The organism is Roseibium sp. AS2, from assembly GCF_038900065.1.
Classification (GTDB): Bacteria; Pseudomonadota; Alphaproteobacteria; order Rhizobiales; family Stappiaceae; genus Roseibium.
This window is the reverse complement of sequence record NZ_JBBMQN010000003.1, coordinates 214,377-230,648: the sequence shown is the minus strand read 5'-3', so window position 1 is coordinate 230,648 and position 16,272 is coordinate 214,377. Positions and strand designations below refer to the sequence as shown.

The 16,272-nt window shown below is 62.9% G+C and carries 11 protein-coding genes; 8 read left to right on the top strand and 3 right to left on the bottom strand.

The features are described 5' to 3' along the window. Nucleotides 1–52: 52 nt before the first annotated feature. Together WNZ15_RS10020 and WNZ15_RS10015 are read right to left on the bottom strand one after the other, a co-directional pair. Nucleotides 53–2,458: a circularly permuted type 2 ATP-grasp protein gene (locus WNZ15_RS10020; RefSeq protein WP_342892829.1), complete on the bottom strand. Its 2,406-nt coding sequence runs from the start codon at nt 2,456–2,458 to the stop codon at nt 53–55. A 36-nt stretch (nt 2,459–2,494) separates the two neighbouring features. Beyond that, nucleotides 2,495–5,857, bottom strand: a complete 3,363-nt coding sequence (locus WNZ15_RS10015; RefSeq protein ID WP_342892828.1) for a transglutaminase family protein — start codon at nt 5,855–5,857, stop codon at nt 2,495–2,497. Nucleotides 5,858–6,381: 524 nt separating this feature from the next. On the opposite strand from WNZ15_RS10015, the gene WNZ15_RS10010 reads away from it, so the two are divergent. Both WNZ15_RS10010 and WNZ15_RS10005 read left to right on the top strand, forming a co-directional pair. After that, a complete protein-coding gene (locus WNZ15_RS10010) occupies nt 6,382–7,473 on the top strand; it encodes an ABC transporter substrate-binding protein (RefSeq protein ID WP_342892827.1) in 1,092 nt (363 codons plus the stop codon). 152 nt (nt 7,474–7,625) lie between these two features. Continuing rightward, nucleotides 7,626–8,486, top strand: a complete 861-nt coding sequence (locus WNZ15_RS10005) for a tryptophan 2,3-dioxygenase family protein (RefSeq protein WP_342892826.1) — start codon at nt 7,626–7,628, stop codon at nt 8,484–8,486. A gap of 54 nt (nt 8,487–8,540) precedes the next feature. Here the strand turns inward: WNZ15_RS10005 and WNZ15_RS10000 are convergent, their stop codons facing one another. Then, a complete protein-coding gene (locus tag WNZ15_RS10000) occupies nt 8,541–9,596 on the bottom strand; it encodes an NAD-dependent epimerase/dehydratase family protein (protein ID WP_342892825.1) in 1,056 nt (351 codons plus the stop codon). Between the two features lie 531 nt (nt 9,597–10,127). Between WNZ15_RS10000 and WNZ15_RS09995 the strand changes: the two genes are divergently transcribed. From WNZ15_RS09995 to WNZ15_RS09970, 6 genes are all read left to right on the top strand, one after another. After that, nucleotides 10,128–11,867, top strand: a complete 1,740-nt coding sequence (locus WNZ15_RS09995; RefSeq protein ID WP_342892824.1) for an ABC transporter substrate-binding protein — start codon at nt 10,128–10,130, stop codon at nt 11,865–11,867. 219 nt (nt 11,868–12,086) lie between these two features. After that, entirely contained in the window at nt 12,087–13,151 is a 1,065-nt protein-coding gene (locus WNZ15_RS09990; RefSeq protein WP_342892823.1) for an ABC transporter ATP-binding protein, read from the top strand. A gap of 12 nt (nt 13,152–13,163) precedes the next feature. Beyond that, entirely contained in the window at nt 13,164–14,252 is a 1,089-nt protein-coding gene (locus WNZ15_RS09985; RefSeq protein ID WP_342892822.1) for an ABC transporter ATP-binding protein, read from the top strand. After that, nucleotides 14,249–15,118: a sugar ABC transporter permease gene (locus tag WNZ15_RS09980; RefSeq protein WP_342893195.1), complete on the top strand. Its 870-nt coding sequence runs from the start codon at nt 14,249–14,251 to the stop codon at nt 15,116–15,118. The genes WNZ15_RS09985 and WNZ15_RS09980 overlap by 4 nt, the downstream gene beginning before the upstream one ends. Before the next feature lie 13 nt (nt 15,119–15,131). Next, nucleotides 15,132–15,929, top strand: coding sequence for a carbohydrate ABC transporter permease (locus WNZ15_RS09975; RefSeq protein ID WP_342892821.1), 798 nt, complete (start codon nt 15,132–15,134; stop codon nt 15,927–15,929). Further along, a complete protein-coding gene (locus WNZ15_RS09970; protein WP_342892820.1) occupies nt 15,929–16,207 on the top strand; it encodes a DUF2160 domain-containing protein in 279 nt (92 codons plus the stop codon). The genes WNZ15_RS09975 and WNZ15_RS09970 overlap by 1 nt, the downstream gene beginning before the upstream one ends. The last annotated feature ends 65 nt before the right edge of the window (nt 16,208–16,272 follow it).

Sequence of the window (16,272 nt, the reverse complement as noted above, 5' to 3'; positions counted from 1 at the left end):
GCCTCATGCGGGGGCGTCGATTTCTGGTGGACAGCTGCGGGATCCCGCGGTGTCAGCGGATATAGGCATCGGTCAGTTCCAGGGACAGGCGGGCGATCCGGTCTCTGAGCCCGCCGAGCATCTTCGGTGTCAGGGTGTCCGGGGTTGCAATTGCCAGACTGGTGTGAACCTGAAGGACGGAGCGGGCAAGCTCGGACAGATGGCCGTGTTCCGTCGCGCCCGGCAGGACACTGACATGCTGCTTCATGTCGGTGAGCTGGTAAAGGACGGACCGCGGGTTCTGCGTGTCCATTGCCAGCAGGTCCAGCACCGTTTCATGGCTGAGCGACACCGCGTAGCGCCGGCTCATGGACATCGCGCTGTCGCCGACTTCCAGCAGCAGTTCCAGCGCGCCCTCGGGCGCATCCGGCTCGGTGAACTCCGCCAGAAGGTCGCTCATGCGGTGCGCGCGCTCCAGGGCCCGTCCAATGCTCAGGAACCGCCAACCGGTGAAGCGGTACATGTTTTCATGCACAAGACCGGAAAACCCGGTGATCTTGCGCAGGAGCAGACTCATGGCTGGGGTGACATCCGCATTCGCGCGCAGGGTCCGCCTGGCGTGGGTCGCCGCCCGCGCAAGTTCGTTCAGCGCAAGCCATCCGTCGACGGAAAAGCGGTCCCGCACCTTGCCCGCGCTGGCGACCGCGAACTGAAGCGTGTCGCACAGACCCTCGGGGATCGGTTCCACCGGTGCGACGCCGACCTTGTCGAGGAATGCGCTCGTCTGCGCGACCAGGGCGCTGTCCGGATCGGCTGTTTCCATGAGGCGCGCGTGATAGGCGCGCAGGAGCCGGACGGCGCCCTCCACCCGCTCCACATAGCGGCCCAGCCAGAAAAGATTGTCGGCCGCCCGCGACGGCAGCACGCCCGACTGGGATTTGTAAAACGGCGATTCCGTCTGATGCAGCAGGGATTCCCTGGCGTGTCTGGGGCCGCCGACGACCCAGACATCCGCCGCCGAGCCGCCTTCCTGCATGGCGATGGCGCTGGCGTCATCCGTCCGGCCGATTCGGGCGAAACCGCCCGACATGACCTCCCAGCCCTTGCCGGTGCGTGCCAGAAAGACCCGCAGGCTCATCGGCCGGGGCCGCAGCAGGCCGTCATGATAGGCGGGCGTCGTGGACAGGGTGATCGCTTCCTGCCCGACGAGACCGGCAGCCTCGCTGTCGATCCAGGACGGCAGGGGCCCCTGCTTCTGTTTGTGAAAATCCTTGCCGATGAAGTCCGGCTGGCCGGAAGAGAACGGCAGCGCGGTGCTCAGCGCCGGGCTGAACATCATGGCCTCGGCGTGGTCCTTGACGTAGCTTCTCGCGGCCGCCTCGCCGCACCACCAGGTGGCGACATTCGGCAATTTCAGGGATTCGCCAAGCAGATGCTCGCTGATGCGCGGCAGGAAAGCGAGCAGGGCCCGTGTCTCCAGGATGCCGGTGCCAAGCGCGTTGATCATGGTGACGGCGCCATGGCGGACCGCCTGTACGAGGCCGGGCGTGCCGATTCGCGAGGTTTCTTCCAGTTCGACGGGGTCGGACCAGGCGGAGTCCAGGCGCCGCCACAGAACGCTGACCGGTTTCAGCCCCGAAACGGTGCGGACCATCAGCTTGCCGCCTTCCACCGTCAGGTCCTCGCCTTCAAGCAGCATGAAGCCCAGATAGCGGGCGATATAGGCATGTTCGAAATAGGTGTCGTTCATGGGGCCGGGGGTCAGGATCGAGACCCGGCTGTCGGTTTCGCCGCGCAGATCCACCAGATGGTCGCGAAACCGGCGGAAGAAGCCGGCCAGGCGGTGGACATTGGCCCTGGCGAAGAATTCGTTGAAGACACGGCCGGTGGCGACCCGGTTCTCCAGCGCGAACCCCGCGCCGGACGGCGCCTGAGCGCGATCCGACAGGACCCACCAGGTTCCGTCCGGACCGCGGCCGATCTCAAAAGCCAGAAAATGCAGGAAGCGCTCGTTCTTCGGCGTGACCCCGACCAATGGCCGTTGCCATTCCGGGCTGCGCGCGATCAGGCTTGCGGGCAGGTACCCGTCTGCGACCAGCCGGTTGCCGCCGTACAGATCCGCGACCACCTGTTCCAGAAGCTCCGCGCGCTGGATCAGTCCGTCCGAAATCACCTGCCAGTCGTCCTGGCCGATGATCACCGGAATGTGGCTGAGCGGCCACTCGCGCTCATTGGCGCCGTCCTGGCCGTATTGGCGAAAATAGACACCGGCATCATTCAGATACTGGTTGCCCCGGGAAAAACGCTCGGTGATCTCGTCCGGAGCCAGACGGGACAAGTGCTCGAGAAACGGCCGCCAGACCGGCCGCACCCGATGGGCGGGATCCAGGAGTTCGTCCGAAACACCGGGAAAGGGGCGATAGTCCCTGAGCAGGCTGTAGCCCCGCGATCCCTTGCCTGCGTCTTCGTTCAAACTCATGCGTCCGCTTTCAAATGACAGGCCCCCGGAGGACCGTCAGGCATTGTGCGGCCTTCGCAGGTCCAAGGTCAACGGGAACTCAGGATGCGGCCGCTCCTGTGCGGGCACATAGAGACCAGGCGTGTGTCCGTGCGGCTCGAACCGCGACAGGCGCCGTGCCTCGGCTTCGTTGCCGTTGACCGGGAACGTATCGTAGTTGCGTCCGCCCGGATGGGCGACATGATAGACGCAGCCGCCGATGGCGCGATTGCTCCAGCGGTCGAATATGTCGAAAGTCAACGGGGCGTCAACCGGGTGCACCGGATGCAGGGCCATGGAGGGCTGCCAGGCCTTGTAGCGGACGCCGGCAACGGCAACGCCATTGGTCTCCGTCTTCTGCAACGGCATCATCCGCCGGTTGCAGGTGACGGCATATCGTTCCGGGTCGCTGGTGGTGAGCTTGACCTGCAGGCGTTCGGTGGAGCTGTCGGTGTAACGAACCGTGCCGCCGATGGCTCCGGTTTCGCCCAGCACATGCCAGGGTTCCAGCGCCTGCCGCAATTCCAGGTGAATGCCTTCGACCTCGATTTCGCCGCAGAACGGAAAGCGGAATTCGGCCTGGGCCTCGAACCAGTCCGGACGCATGGAAAAACCGTGATGGTCCAGATCGCGCAGGACATCGAGAAAATCGGCCCAGACATAGTGGGGCAGCATGAACCGGTCATGCAGCGCAGTGCCCCAGCGGGTCAGGTTGCCGGACAGGGGCTGCTGCCACAGCCGGGCGACCAGCGTGCGCAGCAGCAGTTGCTGCGCAAGGCTCATGCGCGGGTCGGGCGGCATCTCGAAGCCGCGGAATTCCACGAGGCCCAGCCGGCCGGTCGGCCCGTCCGGCGAATAGAGCTTGTCGATGCAGATCTCGGCGCGGTGGGTGTTGCCGGTGACGTCGACCAGAAGGTTGCGGAGCAGCCTGTCGACCAGCCAGGGAAAGGGGGGCGGTCCCTCGTCCGGCCGCGGGATCTGCGACAGGGCGACCTCAAGCTCATAAAGCCCGTCATGCCGCGCCTCGTCGACGCGCGGGGCCTGGGAGGTCGGGCCGATGAACAGGCCCGAGAACAGATAGGACAGGCTGGGATGCCGCTGCCATTGCAGCACCAGGCTGCGGAGCAGATCCGGGCGGCGCAGGAACGGGCTGTCGAGCGGGGTTGCGCCGCCGACGACCACGTGGTTGCCGCCGCCGGTGCCGGTGTGCTTGCCGTCGATCATGAATTTTTCGGCGCCGAGGCGGGTGTTGCGGGCGTCCTCATAGACGCCTTCGGTGATCGCCGCACACTCCTTCCAGCTCGCCGCGGGGTGGATGTTGACCTCGATGACACCGGGATCAGGCGCCACCCGGATGACATTCATGCGCGGGTCGGGCGGGGGCGGGTAGCCCTCTATATGCACCGGAAGCCCGAGGTCGGCGGCAGCGGCCTCCGCTGCGGCGATGAGCTCCAGGTAGTCCTCGATTGCCTCCACCGGCGGCATGAAGATGCACAGGCGCCCGTCCCGGGGTTCCACGGACAGGGCGGTGCGCACGGTGGCGTCACCGATTTCCCCGTCCGGCAGCGTCTGTTCGCGCCGGTCCTGCTGAGGCCCGCTCGCGGTGAAGCTGGCAACGCCCTGGGAGCGCCCGGGGCCTGGGTGTTCGGGTGCGGGGCGTTCGGTGGGCTGCCCAGCGGGGAACTCCGGCAGCGGCTGCCTGGGAACCGTCGGGTCGGCGATATTCGTGTAGGGATATTGCGCCGGAGGCACATGCGGCAGCGATTCCAGCGGGATGCGGTATCCGACGGGACTGTCGCCGGGAACCAGAAACAGCGCCTCGCGCCGCAGTTTCCAGTTTTCGGAGCGCCAGTTCGGGCCGGAGGCCCTGGCCTGCCAGCGCTGAATAGGCAGGACGTGGCCCGATGGTTTGGTCAGTCCGCGATCGAACACCCGCGCGATCCTGTGACGGGCCTCGGCATCTTCCAGTTCGGAATTGTCCGGGGTGACATTCTCCGGCAGGCTGGCCTCCTTGACCAGCCAGACGGCCGGATCCTCGAAGGCCGGAACCACATATTGCGGGTCGACTTCCAGCTTCCGGGCGATCTGCTGCAGCAGCGCTTCCGACTTTTCCGCGTCCGCCCCCGTGTCTCCGCCTTCCTCGGCGATCAGGTCCGGGTCATTCCAGATCGGCTTTTCATCCCGCCGCCAGAACAGCGAGAAGGTCCAGCGCGGCAGGGTTTCTCCGGGATACCATTTGCCCTGGCCATAGTGGAGAAAACCGCCCGGCGCAAAGCGCTTGCGCAGCCGGCGGATGAGGGCGTCCGCCTTGTCGCGCTTGGTCGGGCCGACGGCATCCGTGTTCCATTCCTCTGCCTCGAAGTCATCGATGGAGACGAACGTCGGTTCGCCACCCATGGTCAGGCGGACATCCTCCTGGGCCAGGATCCTGTCCACCTTCGCGCCCATCTGGTTGAGTGCTGTCCAGGCCTCGTCGGAAAACGGCTTGGTGATGCGCGGGTGTTCGGCGACGCGGTCGATCTTCATGTCGAAAGAGAATTCGACTTCGGCGTGGCTGGCCATGCCCGCAATCGGCGCGGCGTTCATGTAATGGGGTGTTGCGGCCAGCGGAATGTGGCTTTCCCCGGTGAGAAGGCCGGAGGTCGGGTCCAGTCCGATCCAGCCCGCACCGGGAAGATAGACCTCCGCCCAGGCGTGCAGGTCGGTGAAGTCGTGGTCGGTGCCGGACGGACCGTCGAGCGCCTCCAGGTCCGGTTTCAACTGAATGAGATACCCGGAGACGAAACGGGAGGCAAAGCCCAGGTGCCGCAGGGCCTGGACCAGCAACCAGCTTGAATCGCGGCACGAGCCGGTGCCCTTCTCGAATGTCTCCTCGGGGGTCTGGACACCCGGTTCCATGCGGATGACATAGCCGACCGCCCGCGACACGAGAGCGTTCAGTTCCACGATGAAGTCGATGGTCCGCTTTCTGTCCTTCGGAACGGTCTCCAGGAAAGCCTTCATGCGCGGCCCGGTCGGGTCAAGGCGCCGGTAGATCTGCAGGTCCTCGCGCAGTTCATCGGGATAGTCGAAGGGCCATTCCTCGGCGCTTTCCTCGACGAAGAAATCGAAGGGATTGTAGACGGTCATGTCGGCGACCAGATCCACCTCGATCTTGAACTCGCGGACCGGCTCGTGGAAGACAAAGCGCGCCAGCCAATTGCCGTAAGGGTCCTGCTGATGGTTGACGAAGTGGCCGGACGGCGAAACCTTCAGCGAGTGCGACAGCACCCGTGTGCGGCTGTGGGGCGCCGGTCGAAGGCGGATGATCTGTGGGCTCAGGGTCACCGGCCGGTCGTAGCGGTAGTGTGTGAGGTGATAAATGCTTGCCTGAATGGACATTTCTGGATCCTGATCGACTGCCGTTCCTGAACGCGCGCTCAGGCTTTCATAAAATGCTGGGCTGCACCACGTCTTTCTATAGGCAGCTTTGCCTCTCCGACCGGCAACCGGCAGTCTTGCCGGGCTGGTGCCGGCGATAAACTAAAAAAGAAATAAAAGCGTCCGGTCCCGATGGTGTTCGGTTAAGCACCCTGCCATCTATTCGCTCATTCGGTAGGAAGAAGGACGGATTTCTGGTATTTCAGAGTTAGGCGGCGAAGCAACCTGGCTTGCTACCGCGCTGGCTGACGTGCTCCCCGGCTGAAGCAGCCGAGGAGCTGGATTCAAGGCCCGGACCACCACGCCGCCGGCGGAATTCATTCACGCCAATGGGTCGGTGGCTCGAATTCGTATCGTGAAAAATACTTATGAACCTCCTGCGGCAACGGACTGTATACCTTGGAACGGCTATGATCACCGGCATTGGAGCCTGCGGCTGGAACCGCGGTTTTTTCCGGTGTAACGAGGCCTGGCGGCGAAGGACCATGATGATTTTCAGAATTGTTTGTCTGGTATGGCTCTGCGTTGCCTCTCACGCGGTTCACGCAGCGGATTTTCGCGTCACTTTCATCAATCCGGGCAGCAATACGGGTTTCTGGGGCGAGGTCTCTAAAACCATGACCGCGGCGGCCGGGGACCTGAATGCCGATCTGGAAATCCTCTATGCGAATCGCGAACCCTACGCCATGGCGGAGCTCCTGAGCCGGCGCCTCGAGAAGGGGGATCTGCCGGACTATTTTATTCTCGTGAACGAGAACCAGTCCGGTGCCAGGCTGATGCAACTGCTGGAAGGCCGACCGAGCAAGGTGCTGTTTCTTCTGAACAAGCTGACACCGAAGCAGAAGGTCATTTTGGAACGCCGCAACATCGACCTGCATAATGTCATTGCCGCGATCGTGCCGGACAACGAGAGCGCAGGCTACGAAATGGCCAGCAGCCTGTTCGATCAGGCCAGGCGGTCCAGGTCCGGTGGCGGCGACATCCGGCTGCTGGCTCTGACCGGTGACGCCAGCACACCGGCGGGGCTGGAGCGGGAACTGGGAATGCAGCGGGCGGTCGCGGACAATCCCGACGTGAGGCTGCTGCATGCGATCCCGGTGTCCTGGAGCGAGGACATCGCTTACGCGCAAACTGGAAATGTGCTGGCGCGAACCCGGATCGATGCCGTCTGGGCCGCGAATGACGACATTGCTATCGGCGCGAGCCGGGCCGCGGCCGAAGCGGACCTGACAGCCGGTGAGGATATCTACTTCGCGGGCCTGAACTGGTCGCGCCGCGGCATGAGCGCCGTCGGGAAATCGGCGATGACCATGTCCCACGGCGGGCACTATTTTGCAGGGGCCTGGTCTATGGTCATGCTGCGAGACCATTATTTCCGGCACGCCGAAGGCGAGGTGACCGTCGATGTCCTGTTCAAGATGTCACCGATCACGCCGGCGAATGTCGGGATCTATCGCAGCCGTCTGGGCGACGGAAACTGGGACAAGATCGACTATCGCAGTTTCTGCAAGTCCGAATCCGGCAGCAGTCACTACGATTTTTCCGCCCGTGCCATTCTGCGTGCCGCCGGCAGATAGTGCCGGCAGCGCATTCCGGTAACGAGTGGACGACGGTTTGACGGCGTGAATTCTCTCCTGTCCGAATCCGGTGCCAAGGCGCTATAGATCGCGGCGAAGCCCGGACAGGGCATGTCCCCTGTCAACATCGATTGGTCTTAAGGGAGAGCGCAATGAGCGGCGATGATGCGTCCGGTCGGGACGGTGCCTACAATCCGGAAACCGAAGGTGCGGAAATGCGGTTTTCGGAGCGGATGTCCTATGGCGACTATCTGGGTCTGGACAGGATATTGACGGCGCAGGCGCCGCTGTCCGGTGCTCCGGACGAACTGCTCTTCATCATCCAGCATCAGACTTCGGAACTGTGGATGAAGCTCATGCTTCATGAGCTGAATGGCGCCCGTGACGCGATCGGGCAGGACCACATGCCTCAGGCGATGAAGCTGCTTGCCCGCGTCAGCCGCATCATGGAGCAACTGAATTCAGCCTGGGACGTGCTCAGGACGATGACACCGAGCGACTACACGCAGTTCCGCGACGCGCTGGGCATGTCCTCCGGTTTCCAGTCGCTGCAATACCGCCTGATCGAATATGCGCTCGGCAACCGCAATCCGGCCATGGTCAAGCCGCATGCCCACGATGCTGGAGCCGTCGCGCTCCTGAACGCCGAGCTTTCAAGACAGAGCCTCTATCAGGTGGTGCTCGACTTCGCCCGCCGGCAGGGCCTTTCCGTCCCTCCGGAGATCACTGCCACGCCGTCCGCTGCGCCCCATGGGGAGGTGCCTGAAATCATGGCCCTGTGGCAGACCGTCTACCGCGACCCGTCCGCCCATTGGGCGCTGTACGAAGTCGGTGAAAAACTGGTCGATCTGGAAGACTATTTCCGCCGATGGCGCTTCAATCACGTGACCACGGTCGAACGGGTGATCGGGTTCAAGCGCGGCACCGGCGGCACGGGCGGCGTTTCCTACCTCAAACGCATGCTTGAGGTCGAGCTGTTCCCGGAGCTGTGGCACGTGCGTACCGCGCTTTGAACGTTTGTCCGGCAGCGTTTGGATCTATGGACAGGCTCAGCTGTCACGCTGCGCCTATTTCCCGAACGCTCCCGCATCAATCATCTGCTGGAACATGTCCTCCATGGAGGCCTTCATCGGCCGGTAGGTCATTCCGAGCGCGCTTTTGCTTCTGGAATTGTCCGCGCGCCATGTCACGTCGACATTGTTCGTGACGAACTTGCGCGAAATGCCGCTCATGACCGGTCCGGCCAGCCAGACCACCCATTTCGGCAGCGACTTGCGCGGCACCGGGTAGCGGCTGCCGTATTTTTCGATCAGCACCTTGCCGAGTTCAAGAAGGTTGGTGTTGTGACCGGAGACGATATGCCGACCTTCGGCGTCCTCCCTGAAGCCGGCGGCCAGGTGCGCGCTGGCGACATCGCGCACGTCTACCACGCCAAGGCCGAGCTTCGGCGCGCCCTGCCTCAGGGTGCCGTCTCCCATCTGGCGCACGATCCGAAAGCTCTCGGAGGTCGGTGCGTCCGACAGCGCGGGGCCGATGACGAGGGAGGGGTTGATGGTGACCAGCCTGAAGCGGTCCTGCGCGTCCGCGATCTTCCAGGCTGCCTTTTCCGCAAGTGTCTTTGAATAGCTGTAGGGTTGATAGGAAAGCGAGGCGGTCGTGTTCCAGATATCCTCGGTCAGCACGCCGCCCGGTGCCCGCGCGCAGTCGATCGCATCGGTGTAGATCGCCGCGCAGGAGCTGGTCACCACAACGCGCGTGACGCTTGCCGTCGCCGCCGCGCTTTCAAGCACGTTGCGTGTGCCCGTCACGGCAGGATCTATCAGCTCCCGGCGCGGGTCACGAACGCTGATGGCGAAGGGGGAGGCGGTGTGAAACACCACCGAGCAGCCGGCCATGGCTTCCGTATAGGACCCGGGCTGCAACAGGTCGGTCTCGAAGAACCTGATGCTGCCGGGGGCTTTGTCGGCAATCCGGACGAGGTGCTCCAGCTTTGCGGCAGCCCCGGGGTCGCGGACGGCGGCGTGCACGGTGACGCCGGCTTCGAGCAGGTCCTTGACCAGCCAGCCGGCGACATAGCCCGTGGCGCCGGTCACAAGCACCGGTCCGTCGGTTGAAACATCCATGGTCAGACCCCGTTCCCGTTGTGGTTTTTGCCGGATATTTCCGGCCTCCGTCCCACAGTCATGGTGTGCCGGTCCTCCGTCAACATGCCCTGGCGGGGCTGCTGCTGGTGTTGCGCGCGGAACTGGCGACTGACGTTCTGTGGGAGACGGGCGGCAGACCACGGCACCATGTCGAAGACAGGCTTGTGTTGCGCCGCGAAATTTGTGGATTTTTTTCATTTTGCACTGCAAACGAAACTTGAGCGGGGCCAGATTCAGGGGAACTGAAAGAACCGAAACCGGATTTCGGGCTACCTCAGGTGTCAAATTTATGCCACACTGTGATCCTTCCAACGCAGGATCGGGACAGTCAGAAGCTGACTTCGCGTAGCTGCTATTTCGGAAAAATTTTATATATAACAGTCACTTATGCATGTCTCGTGCAGAGTCAATAATCTACTAAAAAATTAGTTTGACATGATGGCAGCCGTGTGACTTCCTAGGGTCAGCCGGGTAATCACGGCGAAAATTATCTCATGGGAGGAGATACAGATGCGTAAGTATCTACTCTCCGCAGTTGCAGCAGGTGCTGTGCTTGCGGGGGCAGGGTCCGCTTTGGCCGACGAAGCCGCGGCCCAGAAATGGATCGACCAGGAATTCCAGCCGTCCGTTCTGTCGAAAGATGATCAGCTTGCGGAAATGCAGTGGTTCATCAAGGCGGCAGAACCGTTCTCCGGCATGGAAGTCAACGTCCTGTCCGAAGGCATTCCGACACATTCCTACGAGTCGGAAGTGCTGGCCAAGGCGTTCGAGGAAATCACCGGAATCAAGGTCAACCACCAGATCCTCGGTGAGGGTGAAGTGGTTCAGGCCGTGCAGACCCAGATGCAGACAGGGCGCAATCTCTATGACGCCTATGTCAACGACAGCGATCTGATCGGCACCCATTCGCGCCTTCAGCTTGCCTACAATCTGACCGACTGGATGGGCGGAGCTGCCAAGGACGTCACCAACCCGGGTCTCGACCTGGACGACTTCATGGGCACCCAGTTCACGACAGGTCCGGATGGTGATCTCTACCAGCTGCCCGACCAGCAGTTCGCGAACCTCTACTGGTTCCGCAAGGACTGGTTCGACCGGGAAGACCTGAAGACGGCCTTCAAGGACAAATACGGCTATGACCTGGGCGTTCCGGTCAACTGGTCGGCCTATGAGGACATCGCCGAATTCTTCACCAACGACGTGAAGGAAGTCGACGGCGTGCCGATCTTCGGTCACATGGACTACGGCAAGCGTGCACCGGATCTCGGCTGGCGCATGACCGATGCCTGGCTGTCCATGGCCGGTGCCGGCGACAAGGGTGAGCCGAACGGCATCCCGGTCGACGAATGGGGCATCCGCATGGAAGCGGACACGTGCAACCCGGTGGGTGCATCCGTCTCCCGTGGTGGGGCCGCCAACGGTCCGGCCGCAGTCTACGCGATCCGCAAGTGGGACGAGTGGCTGCGCAACTTCGCACCTCCCGGTGCCGCCAGCTTCGACTTCTACCAGTCCCTGCCGGCCCTCAGCCAGGGCAATGTCGCCCAGCAGATCTTCTGGTACACCGCCTTCACGGCGGACATGGTGAAGCCGAAGTCCGAAGGCAACAACACCGTGGATGACGAGGGCACGCCGCTGTGGCGCATGGCGCCGAGCCCGCACGGTCCCTACTGGGAAGACGGCCAGAAGGTCGGTTATCAGGACGTTGGATCCTGGACCATCCTGAAGTCCACCCCGGAAGATCGCGCGAAAGCTGCCTGGCTCTACGCCCAGTTCGTCGTCTCCAAGACGGTCGACACCAAGAAGAGCCATGTCGGTCTGACCTTCATCCGCGACAGCACGGTCAACCACGAGTCGTTCTCCGAACGCGCTCCGAAACTCGGCGGTCTGGTCGAGTTCTACCGGTCCCCGGACCGGGTGGCCTGGTCTCCGACCGGCGTCAATGTTCCGGACTATCCGAAGCTGGCCCAGATCTGGTGGCAGCAGATCGGTGACGTGAACTCCGGCGCGTTCACGCCGCAGGAAGCCATGGACCGTCTGGCGGAAGAAATGGACATCGTCATGGCCCGCATGCAGCAGGCCGACGAACGCGCCAACGTCTACGGCGGCTGCGGTCCGCGTCTGAACGAGGAAACGGACCCGCAGGAGTGGCTCGACAAGCCGGGTGCTCCGAAGGCCAAGCTCGACAACGAGAAGCCCCAGGGCGAGACCGTCAACTATGACGAGCTTGTAGCCCGCTGGGCGAAAAACTAAGCCTCGGACCGGCGGACACCCGGGTGACCGGGTGTCCGCAAGCTGATCGACCTCAACACAGCAGAGCCTCGCCAGGTCGCATGACCCCGCGCGGCACTGGCCCCATGACCCGCAAAACCGGACCGGGGCACGTCCCCGGTCCCTTACCGATCCGAAAGAGACAGGCCGGGACCGCACGAGGGTGCGCTCACGGCCCAGCCGGACGCGGACGAGAAACAGATGTCACTAGAACTCAAAAACGTCAGCAAACGTGTGTCCGGCATTACCCATGTCAAGGAAACGAGTCTGACGCTGGAAACCGGCCAGTTCAACGTTTTGCTCGGGGAAACCGGCTCGGGAAAGACCTCGCTGATCAAGCTGATGGCCGGTCTCGACAGCCTGGCCTCCGGGCAGATCCTCCTGAACGGCAAGGACGTGTCGCGCCTGTCGGCGCAGAAACGCAACATCAGTCTGGTGCACCAGTTCTTCGTCAACTATCCGCACATGTCGGTGTTCGACAACATTGCCTCGCCGCTGAAAATCGGCGGCGTTGCCAGGTCGGAGATCGAAGGCCGCGTGGAAGAGGCTGCCGACATCCTGAAGCTGAAGCCGTTTCTGGACCGCAAGCCCCACGAGTTGTCCGGCGGCCAGCAGCAGCGCACCGCGCTTGCCCGCGCCATCGTCAAGGAAAGCGATGCGGTTTTCCTGGACGAGCCGCTTGCCAATCTCGACTACAAGCTGCGCGAGGAATTGCGCGACCAGTTACCCGAACTGTTCGCGGGGCGTGGCGCGGTCGTCGTCTACGCGACGTCGGAGCCCGAAGAGGCGCTTCTGCTGGGCGGACGCACGGCGCTGATGAACGACGGCAACGTGGTCCAGTTCGGACCGACTGCCGAGATCTACCGCAACCCGAAAGACCTTGATGCGGCCAGGGTGTTCTCCAACCCGCCAATCAACACCGCACCGGTGACCAAGACGGGCGAGACGCTCGTTCTCAACGAGGACGTTCGCTGGACCCTGACCGGGGCCGCCGCGAACCTGCGCGACGGCGCCTATACGATTGCGATCCGGCCGCATCACGTGATGCCGGTGGAAAGTGCCCGTCACAGTGTGCGGCTCGAGGGCCATGTGCTGGTGACAGAACTCAGCGGATCGGAAAGCAGCGCCCATTTCGACATGCAGGGTCAGTCCTGGGTGTCGCTGTCACCGGGCGTGCACCCCTACCTCGTCGGCGAGACCCAAAGTTTCTATCTGGATCCGAGCCACTGTTTCTTCTTTGCGCCCAACGGCGACCTGGCGGCCTGAGGAGACAAAACCATGGCACAAATCAAGCTCTCCAATCTGCGTCACAGCTACCGCCCGGACCCGCGAGGCGATGACGATTATGCGCTCAAGAAGATCGATCTGACCTGGGAAGACGGCGGCGCCTACGCGCTGCTGGGGCCGTCCGGCTGCGGCAAGTCCACGCTGCTCAACATCATCTCCGGCCTGCTGGTGCCCTCCGAAGGCAGGATCCTGTTCGACGACCAGGATGTGACCGCGCTGCCGCCGGCCAGGCGCAACATCGCGCAGGTGTTCCAGTTCCCGGTCATCTACGACACCATGACGGTCTACGACAATCTGGCGTTTCCGCTGCGCAATCGCGGCCGGGACGAGGACATCGTCCGGCAGCGGGTGATGGCCATCGCCGAGATGCTGGAAGTTTCCGACATGCTGAAGACCCGGGCGGCGAACCTGTCCCCGGACAACAAGCAGAAGATCTCCATGGGGCGCGGCCTGGTGCGCGAGGACGTCAATGTGGTGATGTTCGACGAGCCGCTGACCGTGATCGATCCGCACCTGAAATGGAAACTGCGCTCCAAGCTGAAGGAGCTGCACCAGCGGGTCAAGGCGACCATGATCTACGTCACCCACGACCAGACCGAGGCGCTGACGTTCGCCGATCAGGTGGTGGTGATGCAGGATGGGGAAGTGGTCCAGATCGGTACGCCGGTCGACCTGTTCGAACGTCCCGCGCACACTTTTGTGGGCCATTTCATCGGCTCGCCGGGCATGAACGTACTGCCATGTGACGTCAGGGGCGGGGTCGCCTTTTTCGGCGACAAGGAACTGGATCTCGAAGGCCCGCTCGCAAAGGCAGGCGAGGGCAGGGCCGAAGTCGGCATCCGGCCGGAATTCGTCTCCATCTCCGGCAACGGCCCGGGGGTCCCCGCCACCGTCAGGAAGGTGTCCGATGTCGGCCGCCACAAGGTGGTCGAGGCGATCGCATTCGATCAGCGCGTGCATGCAATCCTGGAAGGCGAGGCTCCGAACGCGGGCGATGCCGTCACGCTTGAATTCAAACGCTCCCAGACCCGGCTCTACATGGACGGCTGGCTGGCAAGCACACCGGGAGGGGGTGCCTGATGAAGAAGCAAAATCAACGGGCCTGGCTGTTCGTCCTGCCGGTTCTTCTGCTGGTCGCCTTCAACGCGCTCATTCCGATGATGACCGTGGTGAACTACTCCGTCCAGGAAACCTTCGGCGACAACCTGTTCTTCTGGGAAGGCCTGGGCTGGTTTGAGCAGATCCTGCGTTCCGAGCGGTTCCATGCCGCGCTCGGCCGGCAGCTCTTTTTCACTGTGATGATCCTGATCATCGAGGTTCCGCTCGGCGTCGCCATCGCGCTCGCCATGCCCCGGCAAGGGTTCTGGGTGCCGTTCTGCCTGATCACGATGGCATTGCCGATGCTGATCCCCTGGAACGTGGTCGGCGCCATGTGGAACATCTTCACCCTGCCGGATATCGGTCTGCTGGGCTATTTCATGAACCACACACTGGGCATTTCCTATGACATGACCCAGGATCCGGTGGCGGCCTGGGTGACGATCATCGTCATGGATGTCTGGCACTGGACGTCGCTGGTGGTGCTGCTTGCCTACGCCGGTCTGGTGTCGATCCCGAACGCCTACTACCAGGCCGCGGAAATCGACGGCGCCTCCAACTGGGCGGTGTTCCGCTTCATCCAGTTGCCGAAGATGAAGACGGTGCTGACCATCGCCGTGCTGCTGCGCTTCATGGACAGCTTCAACATCTACACCGAACCGTTCGTGCTGACCGGCGGCGGGCCGGGCAATTCAACCACGCTGCTGTCGATCGATCTGGTGAAGATCGCCCTGGGTCAGTTCGACCTCGGACCGGCAGCCGCCATGTCCCTCATCTATTTCGCCATCACGCTGCTGGCCTCCTGGCTGTTCTATACGCTGATGACGATGAACGACAACAAGGCTTAGGGAGAGAACCGTCATGCGCGTCAAGAGCCTGGTGCCCGCACTTTACATCCTCTTCCTGATGCTGCCGATCTACTGGCTCGTCGCGATGAGTTTCAAGACCACCAACGAGATCCTGGCCGGGTTCACCCTGTTCCCGCAGACCTGGACGCTGGCCAACTACATCGAGATCTTCACGGACCCGACCTGGTACTGGGGCTATATCAACTCGATCTTCTACGTGACCTTGAACACGGTGATTTCGGTCCTGGTCGCGCTGCCGGCGGCCTATGCCTTCTCGCGCTATTCCTTCATAGGCGACAAGCACCTGTTCTTCTGGCTCTTGACCAACCGCATGGCCCCGGCGGCCGTGTTCGCGCTGCCGTTCTTCCAGCTCTATTCGGCGGTCGGCCTGTTCGACACCCATCTGGCCGTCGCGCTGGCGCATTGCCTGTTCAATGTGCCGCTGGCGGTGTGGATCCTGGAAGGCTTCATGAGCGGTGTGCCGAAGGAACTGGACGAGACCGCCTATGTGGACGGCTATTCCTTCCCGCGCTTCTTCACGACGATCTTCCTGCCGGCGATCAAGTCGGGCGTGGGTGTGGCCGCGTTCTTCTGCTTCATGTTCTCCTGGGTGGAACTGCTGCTCGCCAAGACACTGACGGCGGTCGCCGCCAAACCCATCGCCGCCGTGATGACCCGGACCGCGTCGTCGGCCGGCTATGAGCTGGGCCTTCTGGCGGCAGCCGGGACCTTGACCATCATTCCCGGTGCCATCGTCATCTATTTCGTCCGCAACTACATTGCCAAGGGCTTTGCCCTGGGGAGGGTGTGATGCTGAGCTGGATGGCCTGGACCTGGCCGACGGCGCTTCTGTTCGTCGGCATCTTTTCCTCGATAGGGGTTCTGATCGCTGTTGAACTCAAGTTTCCCGGTGGTCATCCCCGCCGGGGTGTCCTGGGGCTGACCACAACGCGTGGCGACCGCCTGTTCATCACTCTGCTCGGCGCGGCCTATATCTTCCTGGCGTGGCTCGGTCTGATGGGCAACCCGCTGTGGTGGCCGCTGGTCCTGAGCGTCGGCTGGGGGGCGTTCTGTTTCTGGAAGGTGTGACACCGGAGCCCCGGGGGGCGAATGCACCCGCCGGTCTTCCCATCTGCAACGACGGCGGTCATCAG